Source organism: Burkholderia catarinensis (genome assembly GCF_001883705.2).
Classification (GTDB): Bacteria; Pseudomonadota; Gammaproteobacteria; order Burkholderiales; family Burkholderiaceae; genus Burkholderia; species Burkholderia catarinensis.
Map to the genome: position 1 here is coordinate 1 of NZ_MDEQ02000042.1, position 12133 is coordinate 12133.

The following is a 12133-nucleotide window of genomic DNA, read 5'->3' on the forward strand; positions in this document are numbered from 1 at the left end:
TGACCCTGAACCAGAATTAGTCCCGGTCGGAAGTGGAGATTTCCGGCTTGTGACCCTGAACCAGAATTAGTCCCGGTCGGAAGTGGAGATTTCCGGCTTGGTTGAGTTGTCAGGCAAGGCGGATTCCCTTGCCTGATGGGCGAATTCGGCGGGCGTCATCCACTGCAATGCGGAGTGGGGACGAACCTCGTTATAGTACGTGCGCCAGTCGTCGATTTTGCTCTGCGCATCGGCCAATGACAAGAACCAATGCGCGTTCAGACACTCCTGCCGGAAGCGCCCGTTGAAGCTTTCGACCTTGGCGTTGTCAGTGGGCGTGCCCGGTCGGCTGAAATCCAGTTCAACGCCATGTTCATAGGCCCAGCGATCCATTGCCTTCGAGATGAACTCGCTGCCATTGTCGACCTTGATCGTGCCAGGATGCCCGCGCATGGCAGTGATGCGCGTCAGCGCTTCGACCACATGCTCCCCCTTCAGACTTTGCCCGACCTCGATGGCCAGGCATTCCCGTGTGTAGTTGTCGACGACGGTCAGTGTCCGAAGACGTCTCCCGTCGAACAGTGCATCTGCAACGAAATCCATGCTCCAGATTTCGTTGATCGTAGTCACGATATGCTTGGGCTGCCGTAGTCGTGCCGACTTGTTGCGCCGCGGCCGCTTATGCCGCAGCGACAGGCCTTCCGCGCGATACAGCCTGTAGACGCGCTTGCAATTATCTCGCCAGCCTTCCCGTCGCAGGACCACGTGAACGCGTCGGTACCCGTAGTGCACGCGCGTGGCGGTGATCTCCTTGATACGCATGAGCAGTGCCGACGAATCGCGCGCGACTGACTGATACCGATACAGCGAACGAGACATGCCAAACAACGCGCAGGTCTTCGTCAGACTGGTCCGATAGCGATCGCGCAATTCATCGATCAACATGCGCCGACGGGCAGGCTTCAGAGCTTTTTTGCGAGTACGTCCTGCAGCATGGCCTTGTCCAGGCTCAGGTCCGCCACAAGTCGCTTCAGCTTCGCGTTTTCCTCTTCGAGCTGGCGCAACCGGCGCAACTCAGAAGGTCCCAACCCTCCGAATTTCTTCTTCCAATTGTAGAAAGTCGCCTCGCTAATTCCGAGCTTGCGGCAGATCTCTTCGACCTTCGTACCCAGCTCGGCTTGCTTCAGCGCAAATGCGATCTGCTCTTCCGTAAACTTGCTCGTCTTCATGGCATGGCCTTCGTGTCCGCTTGGACACATCATGCCGAATTTCTATACTTTTGAACCGGACTATTTCTTGGGTCAGGGTCATGCGCCCTGGAACGCGAGCGGCACCATCGTGAAGAACACCAGGCACAACAGGCCGGAGTAGAGGATCGCCTTGACGGTATCGCGACGAGGGTCGCGGAACTCGCGCGTGTAGCACACTGCTGTTTCGAACCCGTACGTCGACCATGCCGCGATGAACAGGCCTCCGGCCATCAGTTGCAGCCCGGCGGCGCTCCATGTGCCGTCGATCACGTGGCCCGCCGCGTCCTTCGCGAGCGGGTAGAGCGGCAACAGATGCGCTTTCGGCAGATCGCCGCTGAGGATCGGATAGACGCCGACGATCAGTAGCGGCAACAGGGCCGCGATCGCCAGGATCATCTGTAGTTTCGCGGCGTGCAGGATGCCGCGGTGCTGGATCGCGAATGCGGCCAGCAGAATGATCGCGCCGATGATGAAGGTCGCGTTAATGCGGAGTGTCAGGCCACTTGCAAGCCAGCCGAGATCAAGAAGTGTGATTTGCCACGTGTTGATCGCAGCGGTTGGCTGGAACAGCATGTTGAGAACGTAGCCCGCGCCCATGCCTGAACCGATGGCGAGAACGGGCGACCACGCGAACCAGTTGCACCATACGGACAGTGGCGCGAGCAGCTTGCTGTAACGCACCCACGCGATTGCACCGTATACGGATGCCCCTCCCGATTTATGCGGAAAGAGGCCCGCAATTTCCGCATACGAGAATGCCTGGATGAAGCCGAAACCTATCGACAGCATCCAGACGATCCACGATGGCTTGCCGACCGTGGCGGCGATCGAGCCTATCGAGAAAAGTACTAGCGCGGGAACGCCGCTGGCGACCCAGAATGCCCCTGTCCAGCCGATTTTTCGATGCAGACCGGCCGTTTCTGTCTGGAGTCCAGAGAGACTTCCCTGTACTCCCTCGTTGATTGAACTCATGTTTGTCTCCGACGATACGCGAATCGGCTCGCGCTTCTGGACGATCTGCGGTCAATAAAGCCGGAGCAACTGTCATGAAGATGTACTCCTTCGGAGGTAGCGTGGGTTTGCTTATGCTATTCGTGCAGGATCGTAGGGCTGTTAAGCAAAAAGGCATGTCAGTCGAACCTGACATGTTTTTTTGCGTTTTCCGCTGGACATAGTTGCCGGAACTAAATCCCCGAGTAGTTAGGCCCGCCGCCGCCTTCCGGCGTAACCCACACGATGTTCTGCGTCGGGTCCTTGATGTCGCAGGTCTTGCAGTGCACGCAGTTCTGCGCGTTGATCACCAGCCGGTCGCTGCCGTCGTCGTTCTTCACGAATTCGTACACCGCCGCCGGGCAGAACCGCCCCTCCGGGCCCGCGTACGTGCGCAGGTTCACGTTCACCGGCACGTTCGCATCCTTCAGCGTCAGGTGCGCCGGCTGGTTCTCCTCGTGGTTCGTGTTCGACACGAACACCGACGACAGCCGGTCGAACGTCAGCTTGCCGTCCGGCTTCGGGTACACGATCGGCTCGCACTGCGACGCCGGCTTCAGCATCTCGTGGTCCGCGTGCTTGTGGTGCAGCGTCCACGGCACGTTGCCGCCCATCACCTTCTGCTCGAGTCCGACCATCAGCGTGCCCAGGTACAGCCCCTTGGCCATCCACTGCTTGAAGTTGCGCGCGCGGTACAGCTCCGTGTACAGCCACGATTGCTTGAACGCGTCCGGATAGGCGTTGAGCTCGTCCGACTGGCGGCCGGCCTGCACCGCGTCGAACGCGGCGTCCGCGGCCAGCATGCCGGTCTTGATCGCCGCATGGCTGCCCTTGATCCGCGACGCGTTCAGGAAACCCGCGTCGTCGCCGATCAGCGCGCCGCCCGGGAACACCGTCTTCGGCAGCGACAGCAGCCCGCCGGCCGTGATCGCGCGCGCGCCGTACGACACGCGCTTGCCGCCTTCCAGGAACGCGCGGATCGACGGGTGCGTCTTGTAGCGCTGGAATTCCTCGAACGGCGACAGGTACGGGTTCGTGTAGCCGAGGCCCACCACGAAGCCGACCATCACCTGGTTGTTGTCCATGTGATACAGGAACGAGCCGCCGTATGTATCCGACTTCAGCGGCCAGCCGGCCGTGTGGATCACCAGGCCCGGCTTGTGCTTGGCCGGATCGATTTCCCACAGTTCCTTGATGCCGATCCCGTACGCCTGCGGATCCGCGTTCGCGTCGAGCTTGAATTTCGAGATCAGCTGGCGGCCCAGATGGCCGCGGCAGCCTTCGGCGAACAGCGTGTACTTCGCGTGCAGTTCCATGCCGAGCTGGAAGTTCTCGGTCGGCTCGCCGTCCTTGCCCACGCCCATGTTGCCGGTCGCGACGCCCTTCACGGAGCCGTCGTCGTTGTACAGGATCTCGGCGGCCGGGAAGCCCGGGAAGATCTCGACGCCCAAGGCTTCCGCCTGCGTGCCCAGCCAGCGCGTGACGTTGCCCAGCGAGATCACGTAGTTGCCGTGGTTCTTGAAGTTCTCGGGCAGCGCCCAGTTCGGCGTCGTGACCGCGCTCTGCTCGGACAGGAACAGGAAGCGGTCTTCCGTCACCTCGACGGTGAGCGGCGCGCCTTGCTCCTTCCAGTCGGGGAACAGTTCGGTGATCGCGCGCGGATCCATCACCGCGCCCGACAGGATGTGCGCGCCGATCTCGGAACCCTTCTCGAGCACGCACACGCCGATTTCGGTGCCTTTCTCGGCGGCCAGCTGCTTGAGCCGGATCGCCGCCGACAGCCCGGCGGGGCCGCCGCCGACGATCACGACGTCGTATTCCATCGATTCGCGCGGGCCGTAGTGTTCGATAAGGGAAACGTGAGACATGAATGGATAGAGGGTTAGGTATTAGTATTCAACCGGCTCAAGTGCAATCGAGATCAGGCGGGCATCGAGTGCGACGGAGCTCAGATCGAGTTCCTCGCTGCGGCCGTCAAGCCACAGTCCCTGCATCGGCAGCAGCGTCTGGGTGTTGAGCGCGGTGCTGCTGAAGCGCCATTGGCTGGACGCGCAAATCAGCAGATGCGTGGACGCCGTCGTGACGCGACGCGAATGCGTCGCCACGGTCACGGTAGGTCGGCAGGTGACGCGGCGTGTCATCACGTTGAGCACGTGCGTGGGTCGAACGATATCGGTGGTCCATACCTGCAAATCGCCGGGGAAGTGTGCAGGCACGAGTGGGTGGGCGACAAGATGCCCGTCCTGCGCGTGGAGTTCGACACTCGAGTTGTCGACCGGGACGAGGATCCGGTCGACGCCCGGAAATCGCGAGAAGCGGGCGGGCCTGTCGAGTGTCGCGAGACTGATCCGCCAGTCGATGGCGCCTTCCTGGTTGATGCGGCTTGCAATCGTTCGCGTGATGCCGGCGCCGTTTGCCCAAGCTTCGGGCGCGACTTGCGTGCAATCGATGAACCGGACGGACGAGTCGTGCGCCGCAGATGGCGCACCCCCATCGAGGGAAAGTGGCGCAGGCACGCGCGGGACGATGTCTTCCCCGGAATCGGCGCCCGTCATGCGCTTCTCCCGGCATCGACGTGACGTTCGATCGCGGCCATCACGTCGAACAGATCACCCACGAAGCCAACATCCGCAAACGAGAAGATGGGTGCATCCGGATCCTTGTTGACGGCGACGATCCACTTCGAATCCTTCATGCCGGCCAGGTGCTGAATGGCACCCGAGATTCCGAATGCAAGATAGGCGTCGGGCGCGACGGTCTTGCCGGTTTGCCCGACCTGAATCGCGTTGGGTGCATAGCCGGCGTCGACCGCAGCGCGCGATGCGCCGAGGGCTGCGCCGAAGCGCGAGGCGAGCGTGCCGAGCCGCGCCATGTTCTCGCCGGACGCGAGCCCGCGTCCACCCGATACGACGATCGTCGCATTCGCGAGATCGATGCCGGCCGCCTGAGCGCCGTTGCGTGCGACGAGCGTCGTCGCGGCGAATGCGGGCGGCGCATCCACGGCATCGATCGGTGCCGGTTCGGCTCGCGCGCCTGCCGCCGCGAACGACGATGCGCGCACGGTCGCAAAGGTGGTCGCGCGCGTGCTTTCGACGGTCGCGACGATGCTTCCCGCGTACAGGCCGCGAACGAAGCGCTCGTCGTCCGCGATGCCGGTCACGTCCGCGATGAAAGCCGCGCCGGCGAGTGCCGCGGCGCGCGGCAACGCATTCCGGCCGAGCGTGCGATGAGCGGCCACGATCAGCGTGTAGCGCGGTGCCAGTCCGGCCAGCAACGCGGCGAGACTTTCCGGCGTGACGGCACCGGCAGCGTCCGGCAGATCGGGCCGGAGCACCTGGTCGACGCCGTCGATCAGCGCGGCTTCCGCGGCGGCCGCGGGATCGAACACCAGCACGTCGACCGGATGCCGGCGTGCCGTTGCTGCGGTCACGACGCGCCGGACCGCGTCCGGCAGCGCATGGTCGGCCGCGGCTTCGGCGACAACGAGCGTTCTCATGTGGAGACTCCTGTATGGGCAAAGACGTTGTGTGCGGCGAGCGCGGCTATCATCGCGTCGATATCGGCAACGCGATGACCTGCGCGCTGCACGGTCGGCTCGTCGAGTTGCAATGCACGTGACGACGGCGCGAGATCGACCGCGAATTGAGCGGCATGAACGACGGCAAGCGGTTTCTGCTTTGCCTTGACGCTGCTGGGCAGCGTCACGCGTCGCGGTTCGGCGAGGCGCAGGTCGGCGCTCACGACGGCGCGTCCGGACAGCAGCCAGGTCGCGGTGCCACTGTCGTCGCCGCAAGTGACGCGCCAGCCGTCGTCTTCAGGCGCGAGCGCGGTTGCTTCGAGTCCCTGCGGCCAGCCGAGCAGGCCGGCCAGCATCGGCGCGACGCCGCCGGTGTCGTCGTCGATCGCCTGCTTGCCGCAGAGCACGAGGTCGTACGGCGACGTGCCGATGTAGGCGTGCAGCAGCCGTGCGACGCCCAGCGAGTCGAGCGACGCGGCGGCGTCGCCGGTGTCGATCAGGATCGCGTCGTCGGCGCCCATGGCCAGACCGGTGCGCAGCACGTCCTGGCAGGCGGGCAGGCCGCACGTGACGACGCTCACCTGCGCGGCGTGACCGGCTTCGCGCAGGCGCAGCGCCATTTCGAGCGCGCATTCGTCGAACGGGTTGATGGACATCTTGACGCCGGTCGTCTCGATCGAACCGGCGGAGCCGACCCGCACGCGCACGTTCGGATCGACGACGCGCTTGACGGGCACCAGTATCTTCAGGGGCATGGGATTGTCTCGTCGGAAGAGTGTGGATCAGGACACGGCGCCGAGGCCGTACTTGCCGGTGAGCAATGCGCCGGTCGCGAAGCGTTCGAGCGCGTAAGGGGCGAGCGACACGTCGGTCGGGTGTCCGAGCGCATGCTGCGCGAGCAGCTTGCCGATGCCGGGCGACAGCTTGAAGCCGTGGCCCGAGAAGCCGAAGCCGACCACGAGCCCCTCGATGTCACCGACATTGCCGAGCACGGGATTCCAGTCGGGGGTCACGTCGTAGACGCCGGTCCACGACGATGCGAGCCCGGCCGTCTCGTAGGCGGGAAAACGTTCGGCGACCTGCGCGCCGACTTCGGCGACGTAATCGAGAGAGATGTCGCCCTGTTCGGTTTCGGGCGCATTCAGCGTTTCGCCAACGACGCCCTCGGAGACCAGCATCTGGCTGCCGCCATAGCTGCGGTAATACAGCATGCCGGGCGAGCCGAGGTCCTTGAACGCGGGCATCTGGAACGAATACCTTGCGTCGCATTCGAGTGCCAGCACGGTATGCCGCTCAGGCGTGACGGGCAGCGGTACGTCGATCCAGCCGGACAGTTCCGGCGTCCAGATGTTCTGCGTGCTGATCAGTGTGCCGCACGTGAAGCGGCCCGCGCTCGTGTCGACGCCGACGATGCGGCGGCCTTCGCGGATGACGCCCGTGACGGTCGTGCCCTCGAGAATTTTTACGCCACGTCGGCGTGCCGATTTCGCGAAACTCGTCGCGACGAGGTAAGCATCGGCGAAGCCGGCTTCCGGTTCGAAGCCGATCAGCGCCGCGTCGTCGAACTGCGCGATCGGCAGGCGTGCGCGTGCCTCGTCCCGATCGAGCAGCTGGACGTCGATGTCCATCGCCCGCTGCACGTCGAGCGACGCGCGCAGTGGCTCGAGTTTCTCCCCATCCGGCGCGCAGATCATGTAGCCGCATTTGACGAGCCCGCTGGATGCCTCGTCGTCGCCGACGTATTCGGCGAAGTTGTTGAATGCCCACCACGACGAGCGCGCCAGCTCGACGTTCTGGCGGACCGAGTAATGCGTGCGCAGCAGGCCGGACGATTGCGACGTGGTGCCTGCGCCGATCATGCCGCGTTCAATGACGAGGACGTTACGGGCGCCGAGCGATGCAAGATGATGCGCGACCGACGTGCCGATCACGCCGGCACCGATCACGATGAAGTCGAAATGGCTCATGGTTTCCCTCTGGGTAGACGACGAGCCGATTCTAGGGAGCCGTGATGCTGTCGAATTTTGTATTAGGCAAACTTATGCAACGTGCCCGGAAGTGCTCATTCAGCACCCGGGTGAACCGAACCGGCGCACGATTCGTCGCGTATTGGCGGAATGGTCCTCCTCCTCGGCATCTGGAGCCTTTATGCGACGCACCCCATCGCCAATCGACCTGCGTGCCCTGCAGGCATTCGTCGCCGTGTGCGAGACCGGTTCGATGACCGGTGCGTCCAGACGCATCGGCGTGAGCCAGAGCGCGATCAGCCAGGCTATTTCGGCACTGGAGCGAGAGCAGGGGACGGTGCTGTTCGATCGCGAGAGCCGCCCACCGCGCCCCAATATCGCCGGCCGGGCCCTGCTCGAGCTGGCAGGCCCGCTGCTCGAGCATGCGCAAATGGTCAGCGCGCGCGTCGGCGACGCGTCGGACGCGGGGCGCCTGCCGGTGAGGCTCGGCTGCGTCGATTCGTTCGCGGCGACGGTCGGTCCGGAACTGATCCGCGCGGTGTCCGGCGCGTCGAGGCAGATTTCGATGTGGTCCGGGATCACGCCGGGCTTGAGCAAGCAATTGCATGACCGGGAAATCGACGTCGCCGTGTGCACGCAAACCACGGTCAGCGATGCGCGCATCGTCGAGGTGCCGTTGTTCTCGGAAGCGTTTGTCGCGGTCGTCGCGCGCGCGCATGTGGCCGGTCGCCCGATGGCCGACTGGCGGACGCTGGCCGCCGAACTGCCGCTGATCCGTTACACGGCGCGGTCCGTGATCGGTCAGCAGGTGGAGCGGTTCGCACGTCACCTCGGTATCGACAGCCCGAGGCGCTTCGAATTCGATGCGACGGATCCGCTGCTGAGCCTGGTTGCCGCGCGGCTCGGTTTCGCGATCTCGACACCGCTGTGCCTGTGGCAGGCGCGACATTATCTCGGCGACATTGCCGTCCTGCCGTTGCCGTCCGGCCGGCTGGGCCGGCGCGATTTCTTTCTCCTGCATCGGCAGGGCGAGTGGGAGGACTTCGTCACGGAGATCGTCGAGCTGACGCGATCCGTGCTCGATCATTCGATCCGGCCTGCGCTCGCGCGCGCCGTGCCGCAGTTGCCCGAAGATGCATTGCTTTGATTAGTACGGAGTCCTCGATGAGTGACCTATACACGCTGCAACGCGGCGATGCGCCGCTGCTGATTTCGATTCCCCACCTCGGAACGGCGATACCTACGCCGTTGCGCGATGTGTACACCGACCGCGCGCTGACGCTTGCCGACACGGACTGGCACCTCGATCGCCTGTATGCGTTCGCGACGACGCTCGGCGCGACGGTGCTCGGCGCGACGGTCTCGCGTTACGTGGTCGACCTCAACCGTCCGCCGGATGACGAGAGCCTGTACCCCGGCCAGACGACGACGGGCCTGTGTCCAACCGAAACGTTTCGAGGCGAGCCGGTCTATCGAGAAGGATCCGAACCGGACGCGGCGGAGAAGGGCCGCCGGGTCGGCACGTACTGGCAGCCCTACCACACGGCACTGGCTGCCGAGTTGGCGAGACTGCGCGAGCACCACGGGAACGTGCTCCTCTGGGAAGCGCACTCGATCGCTAGCACGCTGCCGCGGTTGTTCGACGGCAAGCTACCCGACCTGAACCTCGGCACGCAGGAAGGACGGACTGTCGCGCCGTCCGTACAAGCTGCGGTCGAACGCGAGGCCGCGGCAAGCCCGTTCACGTCGGTTGCCAATGGCCGCTTCAAGGGCGGCTTCATTACCCGCTCGTTCGGCAGGCCGTCGCACGGCGTGCACGCGATCCAGCTGGAGATGTGCCAGTCGACGTACATGAACGAAGCTTTCCCGTTTGCATACGATCCCGCGCGCGCGTCGCTCGTGCAGCCCACGGTGCGCCGGATGATCGGCGCGGCACTGGATGCGTTGGTGGCGCTGCCGACAGTCGCAGCATAAGGATCACTGATACATCTTCGTAACCGCGGTTCCCGTATCAGTGCGACGCTGCACCGAAAGTGGCGTGGAACCGCACCCGGAACACGCAAGAGGCCGGCGCGCACCGGATGACATACAGGTGCCATGTCGCCCGGAGTGTTTATCCATGGGAATCTTTGATTCCTATAGATAAACCTGGCACGAGGCTTGCGTTATCTCTCGTGACGGGATGCTTATTCGTCGGCAGGTTGTCCGTAGACGAAGATCGACAGGAACTGGATCGGGGTCTTGATCAGGCGTTCGGGGCCGTGCGGTACGTCGCCGCGGAACGTCAGGGTGTCGCCGGGATGCAGGATGTAGGTCTGTTGACCGTGCCGGTATTCGATCACGCCTTTGAGCATGTGGATGAATTCGGTGCCGGGATGCTCGAACACGGGAAAGCGCTCCGCCTGGTCCTCCATCGTGATCAGGAACGGCTCGAAAGTTTTGCGAGGACCCTGGTCGTAGGCGAGCAGATGGTAGGTGTGGCCGCTTTTCGTCCCTTTGCGGACCACTTCCATGCCGGCGCCCTTCTTCACGAGCTGGGCGCCGCCTTGCGGGACGTCGAAGTTACGGAACAGGACGGCCATGGAGACGCCGAGCGCCTGGGCAATCCGGTGGAGTACGTCGAGGCCGGTCGAGGTTTGTGCGTTTTCGATCTTCGACAGCATGCCGCGGCTGATGCCGGCCTGTTCGGCGACCTGGGCGATGGTCAGGCCATGGCGCTGGCGAAGCTCGCGAATGGTCGACCCGAGATAGCGTTCGAGCGGTGTCTTGCTGTCGTCAGCGGTATGCATCGTCGACCTCGGCAAAAGGGGCAAGGTTAGCAGATTGCGGCGTGTGCGCCGGCAAGGCATGCAACGCCGGCATGCGCACCGTGAGTTTCATATGGGGAATTATTGTTTCATAACAATAAATCTCTCCGCATGTTGACGGCGTGGTTGCAGCGTACCGGACGCGGTGCTTGCTCATGTCGCGCAGTTGGGTCGCTCGTCAGTCGGGCGGATTCCTCAAATCAGTGAACGAAGCAGTTGCAAGGAGAGACGATGAACCTGAACGATACGAGCCAGTTGCCGGTCAACGCGCTCGGAAGCGTACCCCGCTTCGATTCGGTAGCCGAAGCGCAGACATACCTCGGGCAACACGGCGTCAAGTACGTGCTCGCGCAATTCGTCGACATTCACGGCGTGGCCAAGGCGAAGTCGGTGCCGGTCGCGCATCTGAACAGCGTGCTGACCGCGGGGGCGGGCTTTGCGGGCTTCGCGATCTCGGGTGTCGGTATCGAGCCGAATGGGCCGGACTACATGGCGGTCGGCGATCTTGCGACGCTGACGCCGGTGCCGTGGCAGTCCGGACTCGCACGGATCGCTTGCGACGGTCATGTGGATGGCGCACCTTGGGTGTTCGATTCGCGGGTGACGCTGAAGAAGCAGGTTGCCCGCGTGACCGAGCGCGGATGGACGCTTTTTACCGGCCTCGAGCCCGAATTTTCGCTGTTGAAGCGTTCGGTGTCGGGTGCGCTCGAGCCCTGCGACTCGAGCGATACGCTGGCGAAGCCCTGCTACGACTACAAGGGGCTGTCCCGCACCCGCGTGTTCCTGGAAAAGCTCACCGAATCTCTGCGCGCGGTCGGCATCGACGTTTACCAGATCGATCACGAGGATGCGAATGGCCAGTTCGAGATCAACTACACGTACACCGATTGCCTGACGTCGTGCGATCACTACGTGTTCTTCAAGATGGCCGCGTCGGAAATCGCGAACGAACTCGGAATGATCTGTTCGTTCATGCCGAAGCCGTTTGCAAACCGCCCTGGCAACGGCATGCACATGCACATGTCGATCGGCGACGGCAAGCGCAACCTGTTTGCCGACGACAGCGATGCGCTCGGCATGGGTCTGTCCGCACTCGGTTACCAGTTCACGGCGGGCCTGCTCGCGCACGCGCCTGCGCTGACTGCGCTCTGCAATCCGACGGTCAACTCGTACAAGCGTCTCGTCGTCGGGCGCTCTCTGACCGGCGCGACATGGGCGCCGGCCTACATCAGCTATGGCGACAACAATCGATCGACGATGGTGCGCATGCCAGGCGGCCGGATCGAGCTGCGTCTGCCGGACGGTGCATGCAATCCGTATCTCGCGACGGCAGCCGTGATCGCCGCCGGGCTCGACGGTATCGACCGTGACCTGTCGCCGGGCGCGCCAGCGAACGAGAACCTGTATGAGTGGCCTGCGCAGAAGCTCCGCGAACACGGCATCGGCGTGCTGCCGCAGAACCTCGGCGAGGCGCTCGACGCGCTCGAAGCCGATCGGACGATCTGCGATGCGCTCGGACCGGTGGTCAACGAATTCCTCAAGCTCAAGCGGATGGAGTGGCTGGAATACATGCGCCACGTATCGGACTGGGAAATCAAGCAGTACGTCGAATTTTTTTGAGGA

10 protein-coding genes and 1 pseudogene are annotated in these 12133 nt (G+C 63.7%); 3 read left to right on the plus strand and 8 right to left on the minus strand.

The features are described 5' to 3' along the window. Positions 1-66 precede the first annotated feature (66 nt). From BFF94_RS35185 to BFF94_RS35215, 7 genes and pseudogenes are all read right to left on the minus strand, one after another. A protein-coding gene (locus BFF94_RS35185) for an IS3 family transposase (RefSeq protein WP_128849842.1) occupies positions 67-1208 on the minus strand; the annotation gives its coding sequence in 2 pieces (ribosomal slippage) (positions 67-956 and positions 956-1208; 1143 coding nt in all). A gap of 81 nt (positions 1209-1289) precedes the next feature. Further along, positions 1290-2201: pseudogene (locus tag BFF94_RS35190) on the minus strand (APC family permease); the annotation flags it as partial. Positions 2202-2413: 212 nt separating this feature from the next. Further along, positions 2414-4087 (minus strand): electron transfer flavoprotein-ubiquinone oxidoreductase, encoded by a 1674-nt coding sequence (locus BFF94_RS35195; RefSeq protein ID WP_219140395.1) that lies wholly within the window; start codon positions 4085-4087, stop codon positions 2414-2416. 21 nt (positions 4088-4108) lie between these two features. Continuing rightward, positions 4109-4774, minus strand: coding sequence for a HutD/Ves family protein (locus tag BFF94_RS35200; protein ID WP_128844151.1), 666 nt, complete (start codon positions 4772-4774; stop codon positions 4109-4111). Further along, positions 4771-5715 (minus strand): electron transfer flavoprotein subunit alpha/FixB family protein, encoded by a 945-nt coding sequence (locus BFF94_RS35205; protein WP_128844149.1) that lies wholly within the window; start codon positions 5713-5715, stop codon positions 4771-4773. The genes BFF94_RS35200 and BFF94_RS35205 overlap by 4 nt, the downstream gene beginning before the upstream one ends. After that, entirely contained in the window at positions 5712-6491 is a 780-nt protein-coding gene (locus BFF94_RS35210; RefSeq protein ID WP_128844147.1) for an electron transfer flavoprotein subunit beta/FixA family protein, read from the minus strand. The genes BFF94_RS35205 and BFF94_RS35210 overlap by 4 nt, the downstream gene beginning before the upstream one ends. A 27-nt stretch (positions 6492-6518) precedes the next feature. Further along, complete coding sequence (locus tag BFF94_RS35215; protein WP_128844145.1) at positions 6519-7703, minus strand: NAD(P)/FAD-dependent oxidoreductase; 1185 nt, start codon at positions 7701-7703, stop codon at positions 6519-6521. Positions 7704-7884: 181 nt separating this feature from the next. On the opposite strand from BFF94_RS35215, the gene BFF94_RS35220 reads away from it, so the two are divergent. Both BFF94_RS35220 and hutG read left to right on the plus strand, forming a co-directional pair. Further along, positions 7885-8850: a LysR family transcriptional regulator gene (locus tag BFF94_RS35220; RefSeq protein ID WP_128844163.1), complete on the plus strand. Its 966-nt coding sequence runs from the start codon at positions 7885-7887 to the stop codon at positions 8848-8850. Positions 8851-8867: 17 nt separating this feature from the next. Beyond that, on the plus strand, positions 8868-9677 hold the full coding sequence (gene hutG, locus BFF94_RS35225) for an N-formylglutamate deformylase (RefSeq protein ID WP_128844142.1): 810 nt from the start codon (positions 8868-8870) through the stop codon (positions 9675-9677). Positions 9678-9889: 212 nt separating this feature from the next. On the opposite strand, the gene BFF94_RS35230 is transcribed toward hutG, so the two are convergent. After that, positions 9890-10492, minus strand: a complete 603-nt coding sequence (locus tag BFF94_RS35230) for a helix-turn-helix domain-containing protein (RefSeq protein WP_124502114.1) — start codon at positions 10490-10492, stop codon at positions 9890-9892. Between the two features lie 249 nt (positions 10493-10741). Here BFF94_RS35230 and glnT point away from each other — a divergent pair, with 249 nt between their 5' ends. Continuing rightward, the gene (glnT, locus tag BFF94_RS35235; RefSeq protein WP_219140396.1) at positions 10742-12130 is read left to right on the plus strand and encodes a type III glutamate--ammonia ligase; all 1389 of its coding nucleotides are present in this window, start codon (positions 10742-10744) and stop codon (positions 12128-12130) included. Positions 12131-12133 lie beyond the last annotated feature (3 nt).

What these genes read in the sequence shown, in the direction of transcription:
- BFF94_RS35230 (WP_124502114.1), bottom strand. Translation starts at nt 10,492, where the DNA reads ATGCATACCGCTGACGACAGCAAGACACCGCTCGAACGCTATCTCGGG.
- BFF94_RS35220 (WP_128844163.1), top strand. Translation starts at nt 7,885, where the DNA reads ATGCGACGCACCCCATCGCCAATCGACCTGCGTGCCCTGCAGGCATTC.
- BFF94_RS35200 (WP_128844151.1), bottom strand. Translation starts at nt 4,774, where the DNA reads ATGACGGGCGCCGATTCCGGGGAAGACATCGTCCCGCGCGTGCCTGCG.
- BFF94_RS35205 (WP_128844149.1), bottom strand. Translation starts at nt 5,715, where the DNA reads ATGAGAACGCTCGTTGTCGCCGAAGCCGCGGCCGACCATGCGCTGCCG.
- hutG (WP_128844142.1), top strand. Translation starts at nt 8,868, where the DNA reads ATGAGTGACCTATACACGCTGCAACGCGGCGATGCGCCGCTGCTGATT.
- BFF94_RS35215 (WP_128844145.1), bottom strand. Translation starts at nt 7,703, where the DNA reads ATGAGCCATTTCGACTTCATCGTGATCGGTGCCGGCGTGATCGGCACG.
- BFF94_RS35210 (WP_128844147.1), bottom strand. Translation starts at nt 6,491, where the DNA reads ATGCCCCTGAAGATACTGGTGCCCGTCAAGCGCGTCGTCGATCCGAAC.
- BFF94_RS35195 (WP_219140395.1), bottom strand. Translation starts at nt 4,087, where the DNA reads ATGTCTCACGTTTCCCTTATCGAACACTACGGCCCGCGCGAATCGATG.
- glnT (WP_219140396.1), top strand. Translation starts at nt 10,742, where the DNA reads ATGAACCTGAACGATACGAGCCAGTTGCCGGTCAACGCGCTCGGAAGC.